General features: G+C 66.5%; 14 protein-coding genes. 3 read left to right on the forward strand and 11 right to left on the reverse strand.

Annotated elements, in window-relative coordinates:
- The first annotated feature begins 253 nt into the window (after positions 1-253).
- Positions 254-3,445: an ATP-binding protein gene (locus AC56LN_RS04715; RefSeq protein ID WP_499570183.1), complete on the forward strand. Its 3,192-nt coding sequence runs from the start codon at positions 254-256 to the stop codon at positions 3,443-3,445.
- Between the two features lie 52 nt (positions 3,446-3,497).
- On the opposite strand, the gene AC56LN_RS04720 is transcribed toward AC56LN_RS04715, so the two are convergent.
- The 7 genes from AC56LN_RS04720 to AC56LN_RS04750 all read right to left on the reverse strand — a co-directional run bounded on the left by AC56LN_RS04720 (position 3,498) and on the right by AC56LN_RS04750 (position 13,331).
- On the reverse strand, positions 3,498-5,597 hold the full coding sequence (locus AC56LN_RS04720) for a hybrid sensor histidine kinase/response regulator (protein ID WP_499570184.1): 2,100 nt from the start codon (positions 5,595-5,597) through the stop codon (positions 3,498-3,500).
- Positions 5,598-5,801: 204 nt separating this feature from the next.
- Positions 5,802-6,353 carry a response regulator gene (locus tag AC56LN_RS04725; protein WP_499570781.1) on the reverse strand — a complete coding sequence of 184 codons (552 nt, stop codon included), beginning with the start codon at positions 6,351-6,353 and terminating at the stop codon, positions 5,802-5,804.
- Positions 6,354-6,518: 165 nt separating this feature from the next.
- Positions 6,519-7,055, reverse strand: a complete 537-nt coding sequence (locus AC56LN_RS04730) for a GNAT family N-acetyltransferase (RefSeq protein ID WP_499570185.1) — start codon at positions 7,053-7,055, stop codon at positions 6,519-6,521.
- On the reverse strand, positions 7,052-8,224 hold the full coding sequence (locus AC56LN_RS04735; RefSeq protein WP_499570187.1) for a sensor histidine kinase: 1,173 nt from the start codon (positions 8,222-8,224) through the stop codon (positions 7,052-7,054). Before AC56LN_RS04735 ends, AC56LN_RS04730 begins: the two co-directional genes overlap by 4 nt.
- A gap of 85 nt (positions 8,225-8,309) precedes the next feature.
- On the reverse strand, positions 8,310-11,141 hold the full coding sequence (locus tag AC56LN_RS04740; protein WP_499570188.1) for a hybrid sensor histidine kinase/response regulator: 2,832 nt from the start codon (positions 11,139-11,141) through the stop codon (positions 8,310-8,312).
- 96 nt (positions 11,142-11,237) lie between these two features.
- Entirely contained in the window at positions 11,238-12,206 is a 969-nt protein-coding gene (locus AC56LN_RS04745; RefSeq protein WP_499570189.1) for an IS1595 family transposase, read from the reverse strand.
- A gap of 90 nt (positions 12,207-12,296) precedes the next feature.
- A complete protein-coding gene (locus AC56LN_RS04750; RefSeq protein WP_499570190.1) occupies positions 12,297-13,331 on the reverse strand; it encodes a transporter in 1,035 nt (344 codons plus the stop codon).
- Between the two features lie 231 nt (positions 13,332-13,562).
- Between AC56LN_RS04750 and AC56LN_RS04755 the strand changes: the two genes are divergently transcribed.
- The gene (locus AC56LN_RS04755) at positions 13,563-13,802 is read left to right on the forward strand and encodes a hypothetical protein (RefSeq protein WP_499570191.1); all 240 of its coding nucleotides are present in this window, start codon (positions 13,563-13,565) and stop codon (positions 13,800-13,802) included.
- Positions 13,803-13,837: 35 nt separating this feature from the next.
- On the opposite strand, the gene cadR is transcribed toward AC56LN_RS04755, so the two are convergent.
- The gene (gene cadR / locus AC56LN_RS04760; RefSeq protein WP_482899622.1) at positions 13,838-14,239 is read right to left on the reverse strand and encodes a Cd(II)/Pb(II)-responsive transcriptional regulator; all 402 of its coding nucleotides are present in this window, start codon (positions 14,237-14,239) and stop codon (positions 13,838-13,840) included.
- 61 nt (positions 14,240-14,300) lie between these two features.
- Between cadR and AC56LN_RS04765 the strand changes: the two genes are divergently transcribed.
- Positions 14,301-14,942, forward strand: a complete 642-nt coding sequence (locus AC56LN_RS04765) for a cation efflux transmembrane domain-containing protein (protein ID WP_499570192.1) — start codon at positions 14,301-14,303, stop codon at positions 14,940-14,942.
- Here AC56LN_RS04765 and AC56LN_RS04770 read toward each other — a convergent pair.
- The 3 genes from AC56LN_RS04770 to AC56LN_RS04780 form a co-directional block, all read right to left on the reverse strand.
- Positions 14,939-15,502, reverse strand: coding sequence for a D-glycero-alpha-D-manno-heptose-1,7-bisphosphate 7-phosphatase (locus tag AC56LN_RS04770; protein ID WP_499570193.1), 564 nt, complete (start codon positions 15,500-15,502; stop codon positions 14,939-14,941). The two genes, AC56LN_RS04765 and AC56LN_RS04770, sit on opposite strands and share 4 nt — an antisense overlap.
- A complete protein-coding gene (locus AC56LN_RS04775; protein ID WP_499570194.1) occupies positions 15,499-16,098 on the reverse strand; it encodes a hypothetical protein in 600 nt (199 codons plus the stop codon). Before AC56LN_RS04775 ends, AC56LN_RS04770 begins: the two co-directional genes overlap by 4 nt.
- Before the next feature lie 180 nt (positions 16,099-16,278).
- On the reverse strand, positions 16,279-17,145 hold the full coding sequence (locus AC56LN_RS04780) for a hypothetical protein (protein WP_499570195.1): 867 nt from the start codon (positions 17,143-17,145) through the stop codon (positions 16,279-16,281).
- Positions 17,146-17,294: the final 149 nt, after the last annotated feature.

Here is a 17,294-nt window from a genome sequence, read left to right on the forward strand (position 1 = left end):
GGAAAGAGGGCGGGCGCTGCGCGCCACCAATTGATTCATACCAGCAACAATTCTAAGTCATAAGAATCGAAGATCGCAAATAAAACGAATAAATCGAATTATTTTTGTGCAGGTGTTGCGATTTTTCACGTTCAATGTCGCAAATTGCCGCAGTTGGTGCACCATGGAATGACGCATGACGACTGCAGCGCGTTCGCTGCAAGCCGGGCATGTCGTCGTTGTGTTTTCACCAGCCAGGTGTAGCATGAGAAAAATGGTCAATCCACCCCTCGGTCCCGTCCTGCGGCGTCGGTATGTCGAGTTCGCCATGTTGGCGACCGCACTGGTATTGATTGGCGCCAGCCTCGCTTACCTGCACCTGACCGAGGTCGCGCGTATCGAGAGCAGTGAGCGGGGCCGGCTGCTGTCGCTGACGACGCTGTTGGCCAGCAATATCCAGACCGATCTCGTGGCCACCAATGTGGCTCTGGAAGGTGTCGTCCGCGACTATCTGAGCGAGCCGGACGGCATCGTGGCCGATGCTGCTCTGTCCGGTCGCCTTGCCGCGCTGGTAGGCGCCATGCCGGGGCTGCGCGCGATGATGGTGTTTGATCGCGACGGCCAGGTGCGCGCGGCAAGCCACCAAGACCTGTACGGGCGCGACTTTTCCCGGCGCGATTATGTGGCGGCAGTGCGGCGCGCTCCCAGCAGCCGCACCCTGTACGTGGCCGAGCCGTTCCGGTCGATCCGCGGTGATCAGGTCGTGACGGTTGCGCGCATGGTGCCGGACGCAACCGGCCGCTTCGCCGGACTCGTGCTCGCCACCCTCGACCCCGAATATTTCACCGGCCAGTTCCGCACCGCGATGTATGCGCCCGACGTCTGGGCGCTGGTGGTCCATGGCGGCGGGCGGCAATTGCTGAACTATCCGCCGAAGGGCAACATCGACGGTACCAACCTGGCGCGCCCGGGCACGTTCTTCCAGCGTCACCGCAGCAGCGGCAAGATGGCCGGCATACTCGAAGGCAAGGTCTACACCACAGGTGAGCAGCGGGTCATGGCCATGGCCACGATCGCGCCGGCGGCGCTGGCGATGGACTATCCGCTCGTGATTGGCCTGAGCCGCGACGCGACCGCGGTCGCTGCGCCGCTGCGGCGTCAGGGGCTGACGCTGGCCGTACTGTTCGCCGTGCTGGCAACCGGCGCCTGCGCGGGGCTGGCGGTCTTGCAGCGCAAGGGCGCGCAGTGGGCACGCCAGGATACCGAGCAGGCGCGCGCGCGCGCCGCCATGCAGGGCGTCTACGACAGCGAGGCGCGTTTTCGCACGCTGATCGAAGACGCGCCGCTGGCCATTGCCATTCTGCGCCACGGCCGCTTTATCTATTCCAACCCGCGCTACCGGGCCTTGCATGGCTATGCGGCGACGGACGATCTGACCGGACTGCGCTGGCGCGCGATGATCGCTGCGCAGTCGCTGGCCGACCTGGCGCTGCAAGAGGCCCTGATCGAGGCCGACACCCCCACCGAGCAGCATTTCGAGGCGATCGGCGTGAGCAAGTGGGGCTGCAGTGTGCCGGTCTACAAGACCACCGCCCAGGTGAAACTGGCGGACGGACCGGCAACGCTGGTCTTCGCCCAGGATATTTCGGCGCAAAAGAGCGCCGAGGCCGAGATGCTGCTGGCCCGCGACGCGGCCGAGGCGGCCAGCCGCAGCAAGGCCGAGTTCCTGGCCAATATGAGCCACGAGATCCGTTCGCCGCTCAACGCGGTGCTCGGGTTCGCGTACCTGCTCGAGCAGCGTGCGATCGATGCCGACGCGCGCAGCATGGTGCATAACATCCGGGTTTCCGGCCAGTCCCTGCTGGCCATCGTCAACGACATCCTGGATGTATCGAAAATCGAGGCCGGGCACATGCTGATCGAGACCGCGCCCTTCTGCCTGGCCGAGCTGCTGGAGAAGGTCGCCACCAGCATGCGCATCGGCGCGGCCGGCAAGGACCTGCAACTGACCGTGGACACGCCGCCTGACGGTGTCGGCATCCTGCTCGGTGATGCGTTGCGGCTGGAGCAGGTGCTGCTTAACCTCACCGGCAATGCGGTTAAGTTCACCCCGGCCGGCCAGGTCGCGCTGCGCTGCGCCTTGCTGCGGCGCGATGGCGATGCGCTGGTGCTGCAGTTCAGCGTGCACGATACCGGCATCGGCATCGACCCCGCCGCCCAGGAGGCGATCTTCTCGCCGTTCACCCAGGCCGACAGCTCCACCACGCGGCGTTTCGGCGGCACCGGCCTGGGGCTGACCATCTGCCGCCAGCTGGTCGCACTGATGGGCGGCACGCTGGTCGTCGAGAGTGCGCCCGGGCGCGGCAGCGTGTTCAGCTTCAGCCTGCCGCTGCAGGCATCCGCCGAGGTCGACGCCACGCCGGTCTGCGCGGCCAATGCGCCGCCCGAGCAGATGCTGCGCGACGTGTGCGTGCTGGTGGTCGACGACAGCGACATCAACCGCGAGGTGGTCCGGCGCATCCTGCGCGACCAGGGCGCCGACACCGTCTGCGTGGGCGATGGCCGGCAGGCGCTCGACTGGTTGCTGGCGCATCCCACGCAGGCCGACGTCGTGCTGATGGACGTGCAGATGCCGGTCATGGACGGCATCGAAGCCACCCGGCAGCTGCGCCGCATGCCGCAGTTCGACGACCTACCGGTGATCGCGCTCACTGCCGGAGCGTTCAAGGAACAGCAGGAAGCCGCGCTGGCGGCCGGCATGTCCCATGTGCTGAGCAAGCCATTCGACGTGCCGGCAATGCTCGCGCTGATCGCGCGCTCGTGCCATGACAAGGGTGTCACGACCGGCCAGGTGTCACCACAAACCGACACCGAAGCGCTCGACGTGGCCGCCGGCCTGGCCCTGTGGCTGGACGGTGCGGCCTACCGCCAGTATCTGGCCCAGTTCCTCGACCTGCATGGCGACAGCGCGGTGGTCATCGGCGCCAGCCTGGCTGCCGACCGGCCCGCGGAAGCGGCGGCGCTGGCCCACAAGCTGGCCGGCGTGGCCGCCAGCCTGGCCCTGCCTGCCACGCACGCCGCCGCCCATCAGGCCGAGAGCATGCTGTACGCCGCGATGCGCGATCCGGGCGCTGACGCCAGCGCAGTCGACCTGGCGCCATTGGCGCGGGTGCTGGCGCAGGCGCGCCACGCCATCGAACAGTACCTCGGTCCTGGCCCGGCCGTGGCGCCGCCGCCCGTGGCAGCGTCACCGGAAGTGCTGCACGCGCAACTGGCCGGTCTGCTGGACGCACTCGAGGCTGACGCGCTGGACGCGGCCGAGGCCTGCCTGGCGGCGCTGGCGCCAATGCTGCCTGCGGCGGTGCTCGATCGCGTGTGGCATCCGCTGCGCCGCTTCGATTTCCGCGCAGCCGAGGCCGCTGCACGCGCGTTGATGGCGTCCGTACCGGTGACAGAAGCGCACTGAGCCACCGTGCTGCTGGCCAATGCCGATGTGGGGGGGAGGGGAGGAACGTACGTCAGCGGCCTGGCTGCGTCCAGCGGCGCACCAGGTCGCCAAGCTGCTGCGCCGTAAACGGCTTGCTCAGATAATCATCCATGCCGGCCGCCAGGCAGCGTTCGCGGTCGCCGTCGATGGCGCTGGCGGTCAACGCCACCACCGCCATGCGCGGCGCGCCGGTGGCGCCTTCGCGCTGGCGCAACTGGCGGCACGCTTCGTAGCCATCGAGCACCGGCATCATGCAGTCCATCAGCACCAGGTCATAGGTGCGGGCCGCCAGCGCCGCCAGCGCGACCTCGCCGTTGACCGCCTCGTCGACCCGGCAGCCAAGCTTTTCGAGCAGGATCCGCAGCAGTTCCCGGTTGATCTCGGTGTCCTCGACCACGAGCACGCGTGGCGAGCCCACGGTGGTGCGCAGGCCAGACGCGGTGACCGCGTCGGGCACCGGCGTCGTCGCCAGGCTGCACGGCACGAGCAGGCGGAAACAGGCGCCGGGGCCGGTGCGCGGGACCAGGTCGATACTGCCACCCATCAGGTCCGCCAGGCGCCGGCAGATGGCCAGTCCCAGGCCGGTGCCGCCATACACGCGGCTGATCGTGTTGTCAGCCTGGCTGAATGGCTGGAACAGGCGCGCCTGCGCAGCTGGGTCGATGCCGATGCCGTGATCGGCGACCTGGTACAGCAGCATCCAGCCGCCGGGCGCTTGCGGATCGCGCCGGGCCAGCACGGTCAGTTCGATCGGGCCGCCGCCGGCCGGCGTGAACTTGATCGCATTGCTGAGCAAATTGCCCAGCACCTGGCCGATGCGGTCGGCGTCGGCCATGACCGCCGGTGGCAGCACGCCCGGTCGCAGCACGATCGCCAGGCGCTTGCGTTCCGCACTCATGCGGTACGAATCGACGCGCTGCGTCGCATGGCGCAGCGGGTCGAATGCCTGTGGCACCATCTCGAAGTTGCCTGACTCGACCTTTGAAAAGTCGAGGATGTCGTTGATGGTGCGCAGCAGCTCAAGCACGCTCTGGTGGACAGTGCGCGCATACCGGTCGAGGGGCGCCGCCAGGCCGGCGCCGAGCAGCAATTCGGACATGCCGACGATCCCGTTCATTGGCGTGCGGATCTCGTGACTCATCATTGCCAGGAAGCGCGACTTGGCCTGGTTGGCGGCCTCGGCCTGGGCTTTGAGTGCCAGCGCCTCGACGGCATCGCGCTCGCGCTGGCGCACGATGCGCAGTACCGTGGCAAAGGCCAGGGCCACGCCCAGCATGCCGGTCATCGCGATGGCGCCCAGCGGGCGCAGGTTGCGCCACCAATGGCTCATCAACAATGCTTCGGGCACGGATGCTTCGATGATCAACGGATAGTTGCGAACCGGCCGCTGCGCCACCATGCGCGGTTCAGCGGCGGTCGCGGCGGTGTCCTGCAAATGGCCGATCATGGCGTCACGCTGCGGCCACGACGCCAGCACGATCCGGTCGCTCGACAACAGCGAGATTGCCGCCTCCTGGCCAGGACTGACGGAATGAAAAAAGTCGATGAACGAGGCGCACGAAATGCCCACCACCGCCACGCCCGCGAAGCGGCCATCGGGCGTTTCGCGACGCCGGCTCAGGTAAAAGGTCCAGGCGCCGTTGACCTTGTTGCGCACCGGCCGGCTGACGTGAAGGGCGGTGCCGCGCTGTGCACGGTGGTAAACAAAGTAATCGCGCTCGGACAGGTTGAGGACCGGGGCTGGCCAGGCACGGGTCGAATTGAGCATCGCCCCATCGGCGCCGATGATGCTGGCCACGGCCGCCTGGGGCAGGCCGCTGATCTTGTCGGTCATGGTGCGATAGAGAGCTTCACCACCCATGGCCGGGTCGTCGTTCTCTTTCGGCAGCGCCGCGATGATGCTGTCGAGCGCGAGGCTGGACGAGGCCATCGATTGCGCGGTGCTTTCGGCCAGCACCAGTGTCAGATTATCGAGGTCGCTGGCCCAGTCGTCGATCTCGCGATCGCGCAGCACCCACGCCGAGCTCGCCAGTCCGAGCGTGAGCAGCAGCACCAGGGCGGCGCAGATCAGGGCGCTGGTACGGCGCGTGCCCAGTTGCTGCAGGCGATGCCACCAAGGCACGCCGTTCATCGATGTATCCGCGATCACCCATGCCCCCCGTCGGAATTGGTCGGCACCCTGCGAGGTGTCCAGCGCGTGGCACGGGAACGGCAAATGCCCGTGCCCATACCGGCTCGCCCGGTAGACCACGAGTATAGTTTAAAACCTTTAAATCAGTTAATTTAATTTAATAAATTGTATTTGGTGATTTTGATGATTGACGATGCGTATTGGCTACATTGCGCCCGGTATGCGGGCGCGTTGCGCGAGATTGGCGCGCAGGTAACCGCGCAGCTCATCGTAGTTGATCGGTTTTGCGAAGAACACGACGCCCGCCGGGACGCCGCCACGCGCTGCCAGTTCATCGGCGGGCAGCCCGGACAGGATGGCAATGCTGACGTCTGCCAGTTGCGGGTCGGTCATGACGGTGCGGACCACCTCGAAGCCATCGATGCCATCCATGACGATGTCCGCCAGCAGGATGTCGGGCGGACGGCGGGCGATCTCCAGCAGCGCCTGGTAGCCGTTTTCACAGAAGATGAACTCCGCCGGCAGATCCCAGCCCCCGAACTGGCGCTGGTACAGGGCGCGCTGGATGGCGTTGTCCTCGATCACGAGAATGGTCGCGCGCCCACCGACTTCCCGCGATACGCTCCCGGCGAGCTTGTGCTTGTAGTCGAGGATGGACTTGAGCGGAATGCGGCGGTGCCCGCCCTGGGTCTTCCAGGCTTCCAGCACACCGGTTTCTGCCAACTGCTGCACCAGCGAGACCGACACGCCAAGCATGTGCGCTGCCACCTGCGTGGTGCACACCTCGTCGGCCACCACTGCGCTTTTCTTCGTTGCCACCAGAACGACTCCCTGCCGGTTTGTTACGCCATCAATGAGAATTCATTGAATTCGTTTTAATTGGCTGTATTGTATCGTACGTCGCTGTTACGGTTCAGCGCGCTACGCGTCGCCCACACGGCAGTGTTTGTAGAAGAACGTCGTTGCGCACAATGCGCCATCGGGAAGATGGGCGAAATCCGGTATCACGCCGGCACGCTGCCATCCCGACCGTTCGTACAGGCGCCCGGCGACCGCGTCCGCCGTGTCGAGCACGAGCACGCTACGCTCCTGGGCACGCGCTGCCTGCTCGACCGCTTCCATCAGGCGCCGGCCGACGCCTGCACCGCGCGCCCGGCGCCGCACCAGCAGCATGGCGACGTCGGCCCGATGGTGCTGGTTCTCCGGCATTGCGGTGATCAACTGGACGGTGCCGAGAATACCGGCGCTGTCTTCGGCCACGATCAGCGTTCGTTCTGCACGCCCCACGCCGGCGGCAACGTCGTGCCAGAACTGCAGCGCCGTCGTGCGCGCGAGCGGCAGCATGAAGCTGACCGACGCGCCGCCTTCGACGCAATCGATCAGGACATCGGCCAGTTGTTCGCTGCAGGCCAGTGCCTCGTGTTGCGAGAGCGTGCGTAGCGAGACGTCGTGCGTCATTCCGGGCTCCCTGTCGGCGCGCCGTCGACCAGCGTGGGCTTGCCGGCATGCGCGCGCCCATCGATCGGAATGTGGATGAAGAAGGTCGTTCCGCGCTCGTGGCTGCTGTCCAGGCCGATGCTGCCGCCATGGCTTTCAGCCACCGCGCGCACGTAGGGCAGGCCGATGCCCCAGCCTTGCGGGTCGCCGTGCTGCGCCAGTTCGGCGCGGCGGTACATCTGGAAGATGCATTCCTGCTCGTGTGGTGGAATCGGCGGGCCATCGTTGTGCACTGACAAGACGAGGCGTTCGTGAAGCTGCTCCACCTTGACGCTGATCGGTGTCCCCAGCGCCCCGTATTTCACCGCATTGGACACCAGATTCTCGATCGCCCGCGTGAGCGCAGGGCGATCCCACCAGCCATTGACGGGCTGTGCATCGAGCTCGAAACGCGGCCCATGCGCGGTGCGCGCGTCGGCCAGCACCTCGGCCACCAGCTCGCCCATCGCAATGCCCGTGATGTGCAAGGGAATGTTCTCGCCACTGTGAAACGCCATCGTATCGAGCAGTTCGTCGACCATGCCGCTCATGCGCCGGGCATTGGCCAGCGCCTTGCCAGCCACCGTCCTGATCTGGTCAGGGTCATTGCTGCGCAGGATGAGTTCCAGCGCCGTGACCGTGGCGCCCAGCGGACCGCGCATGTCGTGCGTGAGTGCGGCGGCGAAGCGTTCGCGAAAACCGCTGTGTACCAGCGAGAACGCCTCGACGGATTCCTGGATGCCGGAATCGATCGATGCGTGAATGGCGTGGACTTCGCGATGATCGAGGGCGACCTGTTCGCGGTGCAGCACCTCGAAGATGGCCCAGCGGAAGATCTGGTATTCCTCGATCAGTGCACTGTGGTCATACGAGGTGATGCGGGCACGTTCGCCGCCATGCTCGGCTGCCACGGTGGTGCCGTCGACCGCGGACGCGCGGGGGTAGTCGGGACTGATGCTCTGGACGATATTGTCGTAGAACACGGGCAGCGTATCGATCAGGATCGGATGCTGCACGTGACGTGCCTGGGTCACGCGTTCGCGCACGCGTGCTTCCCAGGTCGCGAAGACGGCCTCGCGCAGGCCCAGCATCCGCTGCGCATTGGCCGACAGTGGTTGGGAGGCAGTTTGCTGGTCGCTGGCGAAACTCACAGGAGGGTATCCCTTCGATGGCTGGTATCGTATTGACGAGCGGCCATCTTACGCCGTGCCACGGGCGCGTGCCGTACGATTGTGGTCAGGCGGGCATACGCCCCGGGCCCGGCGCCAGTACATCCAGCAGCGCCAGCAGATAAGGAATGTCCACCGGCTTGACCAGATGCTGCGCAAAGCCGGCGGCCTGCGACGCAGCCACGTCCTGTGGCTGCCCGTAGCCGCTGAGCGCCAGCATGACCGCGCCAGCCACGCGTGGCGTGACCCGCAGCCGGCGTGCGAGCTGGTAGCCGTCCATGCCTGGCAGGCCGATATCGAGCAGGCAAACATCGAACGCCTGGGTTTCGGCCTGCAGCAGGGCGCCATGTGGCGACGCCTCAACCTGCACCGTGTGGCCCATGGCCGCCAGCACAATGCCCAGCGATTCGGCGGCGTCGCGGTTGTCGTCGACGATCAGGATGCGCAGCGCCGTGTGCGCGGCCAGCGCGCTGTCTTGCGGGGGTGTGGCGGCAGGATCGGCCGCATCGGCGTCCAGCGGCAGCGTGACGGCAAAGCAGCTACCCCGGCCAGGGCCGTCGCTGTAGGCCTCGACCTTGCCGCCGTGCAGCGTCACCATGCTGCGCACCAGGGCCAGGCCGAGGCCAAGCCCGCCCTGCGTCCGGTCCGGCGGGCGCCTGGCTTGCGTGAACAGCTCGAAGATGTCGGGCAGCAGGCCGGCGTCGATGCCGATCCCGTTGTCCCTGACCGACAGGGTCACGCTGGCCGCATCGGCGGCGGCGTCGGCAAACACCGTGATCTCGCCGCCGTCCGGCGTGTACTTGGCCGCGTTGCCCAGCAGGTTGGTCATGACCTGCACAAGCCGCTTGCGGTCGCCCGTGACGGTGACATGGGCCGCGCCCAGGCGGGTTGCGAGCGTGTGGCCCTTTTTCTCGATCAGCGGGCGCGCCTGTTCGATGGCGCTCTGGATCACGGTCCTGAGGTCGACCGGCAGGCGCTCGAGTTCGACCAGGCCGCGCGTGACGCGCGAGACGTCGAGCAGATCGTCCACCAGCTCGACCATGTGGCGCACCTGGCGGCCGATGACCTCGGCCGCATGCGCAGTACGCTTCGGATCGACGCCCGGGAGCTTGAGCATCTGGGCAGCGGTGCTGATCGGCGCCAGCGGATTGCGCAGTTCATGCGCCAGCATCGCCAGGAATTCGTCCTTGCGGACATTGGCCGCCTTGAGTTCTTCGGCGGCCAGCCGCTGGTCGTGCATGTCGGTGACCGTGCCCATCCAGCGGATGATGGCGCCGGTCTCGTCGTGCACCGGCAGGGCGCGGTTGAGCACCCAGCGATACTCGCCGCTGTGGTGGCGCAGCCGGTGCTCGATCTCGAACAGGACGCCGCTGGCCAGGCTGGCCGTCCACTGCGTCCGCAGCGCCGGCAAGTCGTCGGCGTGGATGGTCCGGGTCCAGCCGCTGCCGGCCAGCGCCTGACCCGACATTCCCGTGAATTCGCACCAGCGCCGGTTCGCGTAATCGTTGGTGCCATCGGGCAGGCCTGACCACACCATCTGCGGCATCGCCTCGGTCATCGTGCGGAACTTGCCTTCGCTCTCGCGCAACGCCCGCTGGACCTGCACCTGCGCCGTCAGGTCCATCGACGCGGCCACGGCGCCGGTGATGTTGCCGGCGTCATCGCGGATCGGTGCGGCCCGGGTGAGCAGCGTGTGCCGCTCGTGCGGCCGGCCGAACGGTTCGATCTCCACGAAGTCGGCGTCGACCTGCTCGCCACGCAGCGCGCGCACCAGCGACCAGTCGGCTGCCCGGACCCGCTCGCCGTGGCGCTGCGAACCGTCGGCCCACCAGCCGCGCCAGTCAGCGTAGCCTTCGGTGCTGGTGGTCATCGGATGCGCGCCCCACAGCACGTGCATCATCGGGTTGGCCGACGAGAGCGCGCCCTGGGCGTCGGCGTAGACGATCCCCACAGGCGCCGAACTGAGCAGCGCGTCGAGCCGCCGCCGGTCGGCCTCGGCCTGGGCGAGGGCGGCGCGCGCGGCTGCTTCGCTTGCCTGCAGCGCACGCTCGGCGTTCTTCTGGCTGCTGATATCGGTAAACAGCAGCGCCACGCGGCGCCTGGTCGGGTGCGCGATGCGGCTGGCGTACACGGTGAACCAGCGGCCCATCGCCTCCGAACCCTCTTCGAAGCGGCGCGCCACGCCGCTGCGGGCGATGTCGTCATAGGTGTCGATCCAGCTCTGCTCGATGCCGGGCACCAGCGCGCGCGCGGTTCTGCCGACGCTGTCGACCAGGCCCGTGTGGCGGGCAAAGGCGGGGTTGGCTTCGACGAACAGGTAATCGATCGCCTTGCCGTCGGCATCGTCGATCATCTCGATCATGCCGAAGCCTTCGTCCATGGTGTCGAACAGCGCGTGGTGGGTCTGCTCGAGGCGCTGGCGCAGCAAATGGCTGTGCGTGACGTCGTTGACGATGGCAAGCACGCCGCGCACGCCGCCGTCATCCTCGATCGGGCTGTAGCCGTAGGTCCACCAGATGTCTTCGCGCCGGCCGTGGCGCGTGAGCGGGATCAGCCGGTCATCGTGCCAGGCGGCGGGGCCGCCCGCCATGATGCACTCGATCTCGGGCCCGATCAGGTCCCAGGCTTCCGCCCAGCAGTCCCGGCCTGGCTGGCCGAGCGCGGACGGATGGCGTTCCGGACCGAGGGTCTGGCGGTAGCGGTCATTGTAGAACTGGATCAGTTCGTCGCCCCACCAGATGAACATCGGGTGATTGCTCGACAATACGACCCGGACCATGGTCTTGAGCGCCATGGGCCAGGTGTCCGGCAGCCCCAGCGGGGTGGCTTGCCAGTCGTGCGCGCGCATGAGGGCGCCCATCTCGCCGCCGCCGGCCATAAAACTGAAAGGTGAATTCAAGGGGTTCGATGGTGGGATGGTCGAACGTTCAAGATACGGGCTGGCTGCGCAATGCGCAATGCCAATGGCGTGCGGCAATCATGGGCGCTTTCAACGTTACCTGTTGATGACACTGATCGCAATGCTTAGCAATTGTTCTGCGGAACTAATACGCTCGCCGTCCAGTGCCCAGCGCCAACCCAGATAATTGGGCAGATAGCGTGACGCAACGCCACGAAAGCCCGATAGCCAGTCCTTGAAGCGCTGGTGATACGCATTCACGTTCTGTACGTGGATGGCGCGGCTGCCGGCGTGCCTGACTCTCACGCCGGCGCGCAGGTTGACAGCCTCGTGCGCGATCCGGTGCTTGCGAGCAAAGGCGCGATAGGCGGCATGGCTGTCGCTGACCAGCAACGCCTGCGGATCGAGCCTGGGCAGCAAATGGCGCTCGAGTTGGGCAGCGGTGAGTGCGCCGCGGCCGGTGACGGCATCGACCGTACGGCCGTTGCGGTCGCGCGCCACCAGGATGCAATCGAACTGCGTTGAGATGCCGCGATTGGCGGCGTGTCCACCGCGCCGGCGTGGCGGACGATCGAGCGTGCGCGATCCTTTTTGTGATTCGAGCAGGAACGTTTCGTCAGCCTCGACGATGCCATTCAGGGATGCTGGCCGGTCGAACTTGACCCAATCGAGGAAGCGGTGGCGCCACCGGAAGGCGGTATTGCGGTGCACGCCAACCCGATCTGCGCCCATGCGCACGGACAGTAAGTCAAGCAGCACCTGGGAATACGCGATCCACTTGGCCTTGAGCCTGAGCCGTGCCAGCGGTGTGCCGCTCAGGTCGTTGAATGTGCGCCCGCAAGCGCAGCAGCGAAAGCGCTGCAGATCGTTGGCGAATCCATGTCGGTGGCAGCGCCCGTTGCCACAACTGGGGCAGCAACGGCCAGGCGCTCTGGCTTGCGCGATCAGCGCCACTACCTGGTCAAGGCCGGCCGCAGGGTGCAGGGCATCGAGCACTTGCCGGCGTTGCGGCTGATTCAGCGACGGCAGTCTGGCGAACCAGCTCTTGAAACGTGGCGCTTTCATGGTCGACTCCTGGCTTTGGGGACAGGCGTTCGACCACCGGGCTGCGCATCAGTTCAAAGCTCGCCTCTATTTAACGTTGACTGCGCCCAATCATGTGTTGCGTTGCAGGCGCAGCAGCAACCAGCCCGCCACCGTGGTGAAGGTCGCAATCAGGCCGCAGACGATCCAGAACCCGTGGCCGTTGTCCGCCAGCGGCACCCCGCCCACGTTCATGCCGAGCAAGCCCGCAATCAGGTTGATCGGCAATGCCATGACCGTCACGATCGTGAGCAGGTACAGGCTGCGCGCATTGTCCTCGTTGACGCGCGCGGCGATTTCTTCCTGCAGCAGCTTGATACGTTCCTGCAGCGCGGCCAGGTCGCTCAGCACCACGGTGAATTCCTCCGTGGCCTGGCGCAGGTCCTGGCGGTCGTCGGCATGCACCCAGACCGGCGGACGCTGCAACAGCCGGAACAGCGCAGCCGGCTCCGGCGCCAGCAGGCGTTGCAGCCGCACCAGCACGCGGCGCAGGGCGCCCAGTTCTTCACGCTGGCGCGTCAGGCGTCCGGCCAGCAGGCGGTCTTCGATGGTGTCGACGCGCGCCACCGCATCGCGCACGATGTTGACCAGCACGTCGGCCTGGTCGCGCAGCAAGTGCACCAGCAGCTCGCTCGACGAGCGCAGCGGCGCGCCCTGCAGCACATCTTGGCGCAGGCGCTCGATCGACGCCAGCGGCTTGCGGCGCGCGCTGATGACCGCGTGCGGCGTGACGTGGGCCCACAGGGTCGAGATCTCGGCGCTGTCGAGCGAAAAGCCGTGTAGCACATCGTTGATGACGGCGATCAGGGCGTCATCGGCGATTTCGATGCGGGTCGAGCGCGAGCCCTGGTGCAGCGTGGCGTAGAACTCGTCGGCCAGGCCGGAATGCTGGCGCAGCCAGCGTTCGCTGGCCGTGTTCGACAGGTTGAAGTGCAGCCAGATGAACTGGTTGGGCTGCGGCGCCGCCATCCAGCGCACGGCGTCGGCCACGCCGATGGGTACCGCCGTGGGCACGCCGGCAGCTTCGGGATCGATCAGGAAACCCCACACCAGGCCCGAATTGTCGGAGCCGTAGTTAAAGCTGGATACCGCGCCGGATGCCGCCATGTCCCGTCCTGGTTGAATCAATGATGGGCAATTGTAGAGCCATCCACGTGCGCCATGTGCAGGATCGGACCGTATGTCGGCGCAGTCGTGCGATGTCATCAAGCTGAAATGTGGGGCCGCTAAGATCGGTGCTGTGTCTCTCTCTCGCGCAATCCCTGACGGATTTCGCGTTATTCCGTCGGCGGCAATGTCGACGGATTTTTTGTGTTCGCGCCCCACGAAAGAAATCAGATGCAAGCATCACAGATTGATCGCCGCTACGTCGGCCTGCCGTACATGCAGTCGAATCCGTACGCGGACGCCACCCACGTCGTGCGCCAGGGTATGCAGATCCAGGCCAGCCAGGGCACACTCAGCGCCGTCGAATTTCTCAAGCAGCATGGCGTGCATGGCGCCGTGATCCACCGTGTGCTGATGGGCGAACTCGTGCGCATGGACGATCAGGTTCTGATCGAGGATCCCCGCATGTAATTGCCCGTGGCCGGCAACGGACCGCCGGCGTAGCCTCAGGCAGGTTCGGTCAGCTCACGCAGGATCGCGCACTGGCCCGCCGTCTGCACCGAGTCGCAGCGCGCGCGCACGCTCGACAGCGCAGTGCGCAATTGCTGCAGTTCGGCGATCTGCCGATCGATCTCGGACAGCTGGTGGTCGACCAGCGCATTGACGCCGCTGCATGAGCGCTCCGGCTGGTCCTGGTAGCCCAGCAGCGTGGCGATTTCCGCCAGCGACATCCCCAGCGCCCGGCAACGCCGGATGAAGTGCAATCGTTCGGCGTGGCTCGCATCGTAGACCCGGTAGTTCGCCTGCGAACGCACGGGCGGCGGCAACAGGCCCTTCAGTTCATAGAATCGCACCGTTTCGGCCTGGCAGCCAGTCAGCTTCGCCAGTTCTCCAATTCGCATCGACATTCACCTTGACCTTGTAGTAACTACAGGGATTCTAATGCATCCATTGTCATTGGAGGTGCCCATGTCGTCATGCTGTTCCGGACCGTGCAGTTCTGCCACACCGCCGCCCGACGGGCGCTACCGCAAAGTGCTGTGGGCGGCCCTTGTCATCAATTTCGCCATGTTTGGCGTCGAGATCGTCAGCAGCCTGGCCGCCGGCTCAGTGGCGCTGCTGGCCGACTCGGTCGATTTTCTGGGCGACGCGGCCAATTACGGCGTCTCGCTGTTCGTGCTGGGCCTGGCGGTCGTGTGGCGCTCGCGCGCAGCCTACGCCAAGGGCCTCGTGATGGGCGCCTTCGGCCTGCTGGTGCTGGGGCGAGCCGTGTGGCTCGGCACGGGTGGCCACGTGCCACAGGCCCAGACCATGGGCGTGGTCAGCGTGCTGGCATTTGCGGCCAATGGCGCGGTGGCGGCGTTGCTGTATGCATTCAGGAACGGCGACGCGAACATGCGTTCGGTGTGGCTGTGCACACGCAACGACATGATCGGCAACGTGGCTGTCATGCTCGCCGCGCTGGGTGTCTTTGGCACCGGGGCCGGCTGGCCCGATATCGTGGTGGCATCGATCATGGCGCTGCTCGGCCTGCATGCGGCGCGCGACATCATCCGGCAGGCGCGGGGCGAATTGCAGCAAGGGACGCTCGCGCGCATGCCGGCCCGTTAGCGCGGGTCGCCGTGCCCGGCGATCAGCATGGCCGCGTGGTAAAGGTCGGGCGCGATGCGGGTGGGCAGCCGGCGTGGCCCCAGGCGCCACTCGGTTTCATTGCCATTGTCGATCAGCAGCGTGCGGCAGCCGGCGCGGTTGCCGGCTTCGACGTCGTGCAGGATGTCGCCGATCATCCACGATGCGCGCAGGTCGATGTCATGCTCGTGCGCGGCGCGCAGCAACATGCCCGGTGACGGCTTGCGGCAGGTGCAGGCATGGGCATAGTTGCTGACGGTGCCCAGCGGATGGTGCGGGCAATAGTAAAAGCCGTCGAGCGTGAGCTGCTCGCGAAACAGCAGGTCGCGCAGGCGGTCGGACATCGGCGTCATCGCGTCTTCACCGAAGCAGCCGTGCGCAATGCCTGACTGGTTGGCGACGACGAAGAAGCGGTAGTCCAGGCCAGAGAGCAGCCGCAGCGCGGGCCCGGCGCCGCTGACCAGGCGAATGCGGCGGGGCTCGGCAGCGAAGGGCATGTCGTCGACCAGCGTGCCGTCGTTGTCCAGGAAAATGGCTTTCATGCGGGCGCCTTTCGCGATGCGGTCATGGCCGCGCGACTGGCGGCGCCCGTCACCTGCACCGGGGCGCGCCGGCGCTGCAGCCTGGCCAGATCGGCGGCCAGCGCTTCGGCATCGCGCGGCGAGCGGATGACGGCGGCAGCCTGCCCGTACGCCACATCGCGCCCGGCGCCTGTGAGGCTGCTGGCATCTGCCATACGCCACGGCGTACTGACCAGTACATCGGCTGCCGCTTGACAGTCGCGCAAGCTGTTCAGCGACGCGGCAACCAGAAAACGCACATGCGCTGTCATGGCCAGCGCGCGGACCAGTTCACGCAGTCGCGCCAGTTCTGCGTCGGCATCTGCATCAGCAGTGGTGCCCAGAGCAACCAGCAGCATCGCATCGACACCATGCCGCTGGCCCAGCCTGGCAACGCCCAGGATTGCGGTGTCGATGCCAGCGCCTGGCGCAAGGCGACCGGCATGCAGGTGGCTGGCAAGCACGACGAAGCATGCTGGGCTAATGGCCAGGCGTCGTCGCGCCAGGCCGCGTTCCGGCAGATGTGCGCCGAGAGGCGGCGCGGCGGCAGGGCAGGGTGGGTCGTGCAGCGCTGGCATGGCAAGTCTCCGCTGGTTGCGCGCCAGCGCGCATGGGTGGCGATGGCGAGCGGTTCGACTGCATGGGCGTGCACTGGTTCCAGCGGGGGTGGGCAGCTTGGCGCTGGATCAAGCGCCGTAGCATGCGAACCGGGGCGCCAATGGCGCCCCGGAATGTGTTACCGCGAAAAACCTATGCCATCACTTGCGGGAAAAGCCCGTGTCGTCGTCCATCTTGCTGTCGCCGGCCAGCTTGTTGGCGCCGCCCGGACTGCGCGGATAGCCGCCTGCCGCATCGTTCGATTCATGCACCGGGTTCGGTTCGGCGTTCATGCTGCCGCCAGTCTGGTAACCGTCGCCCTCGGTGCGCGGGCCGCTGTTGCCGCCGCTGCGTGGCAGTCCGCCGGCCAGATCGTTGGATTGGTGGAAGCGGTCGGCCGGCACTTCGCGCGGGGTCTCGCCTGTCTGCGTTCCATTGCGGTCGGTGCTTTCCTGGATCTTGCTGGAACTGGCATCCTGGGTATCGGCGCGATTTTCGCCGTTGGCGTTGTCCACACTCTGGCGGTTGCCATAGATGTCGCCATGCTGGACGCCCGGCACGCCGGCTTCCGTGCCGCGTGCGTCGCGCTCTTCGGTGCCCGGCACGATACCGGTATCAACGCCGGTGCCAATCGTGGTGCCGCCGGCATGCGCCGGCTGGACCGACGCCGGGGCATTCGGGTTGTCGGCAGTGCGTGTCTCGCCCTGGCGATTGCCCACGGGCTCATTCAATTGACCCCACTCGCCGGAATGCGCTTCCATGGCGCGCTGATGGCTGTCGGTCGTGCCTTGCTGCGCGCCGGTGGTGGCGAGCTGGCCGTGCGCTGCGCCCGGACGATCGGTCTGCGCCATGCCGGTACCGGACGGCGCGCGTTGTTCGCTGGCGCCGTCGCGCGTCGTGCCCTTGGCGTCCGGGTTCCACTTTTCGTTGGCACCATTGTTGGTCTGGTTATTCACTTCGCTACGCTGGTTCGCATCCATGTCGGTCTCCTGTGCATTGGTGAACTGGCAGGTCGGTGCCTGCCGCATGCACCCATCATGCGCGCACCCGGCGGCGCACAGAATAGGATGACGTAGGGGGTGTCTGTAGGACTGCTCCTGAGCTGGGTATTGAGTGATGGAACTTTAGTTTTCTGATGGCACAAATTCTCGCGTGTTGTCCTACAAAGTCATCTGGA

It is taken from the genome of Telluria sp. ZT3P26 (assembly GCF_059686035.1).

What these genes read in the sequence shown, in the direction of transcription:
- AC56LN_RS04715 (WP_499570183.1), top strand. Translation starts at nt 254, where the DNA reads ATGGTCAATCCACCCCTCGGTCCCGTCCTGCGGCGTCGGTATGTCGAG.
- AC56LN_RS04745 (WP_499570189.1), bottom strand. Translation starts at nt 12,206, where the DNA reads ATGAAAGCGCCACGTTTCAAGAGCTGGTTCGCCAGACTGCCGTCGCTG.
- AC56LN_RS04750 (WP_499570190.1), bottom strand. Translation starts at nt 13,331, where the DNA reads ATGGCGGCATCCGGCGCGGTATCCAGCTTTAACTACGGCTCCGACAAT.
- AC56LN_RS04730 (WP_499570185.1), bottom strand. Translation starts at nt 7,055, where the DNA reads ATGACGCACGACGTCTCGCTACGCACGCTCTCGCAACACGAGGCACTG.
- AC56LN_RS04775 (WP_499570194.1), bottom strand. Translation starts at nt 16,098, where the DNA reads ATGCCAGCGCTGCACGACCCACCCTGCCCTGCCGCCGCGCCGCCTCTC.
- cadR (WP_482899622.1), bottom strand. Translation starts at nt 14,239, where the DNA reads ATGTCGATGCGAATTGGAGAACTGGCGAAGCTGACTGGCTGCCAGGCC.
- AC56LN_RS04770 (WP_499570193.1), bottom strand. Translation starts at nt 15,502, where the DNA reads ATGAAAGCCATTTTCCTGGACAACGACGGCACGCTGGTCGACGACATG.
- AC56LN_RS04780 (WP_499570195.1), bottom strand. Translation starts at nt 17,145, where the DNA reads ATGCGGCAGGCACCGACCTGCCAGTTCACCAATGCACAGGAGACCGAC.
- AC56LN_RS04725 (WP_499570781.1), bottom strand. Translation starts at nt 6,353, where the DNA reads ATGCTTGGCGTGTCGGTCTCGCTGGTGCAGCAGTTGGCAGAAACCGGT.
- AC56LN_RS04755 (WP_499570191.1), top strand. Translation starts at nt 13,563, where the DNA reads ATGCAAGCATCACAGATTGATCGCCGCTACGTCGGCCTGCCGTACATG.
- AC56LN_RS04720 (WP_499570184.1), bottom strand. Translation starts at nt 5,597, where the DNA reads ATGAACGGCGTGCCTTGGTGGCATCGCCTGCAGCAACTGGGCACGCGC.
- AC56LN_RS04765 (WP_499570192.1), top strand. Translation starts at nt 14,301, where the DNA reads ATGTCGTCATGCTGTTCCGGACCGTGCAGTTCTGCCACACCGCCGCCC.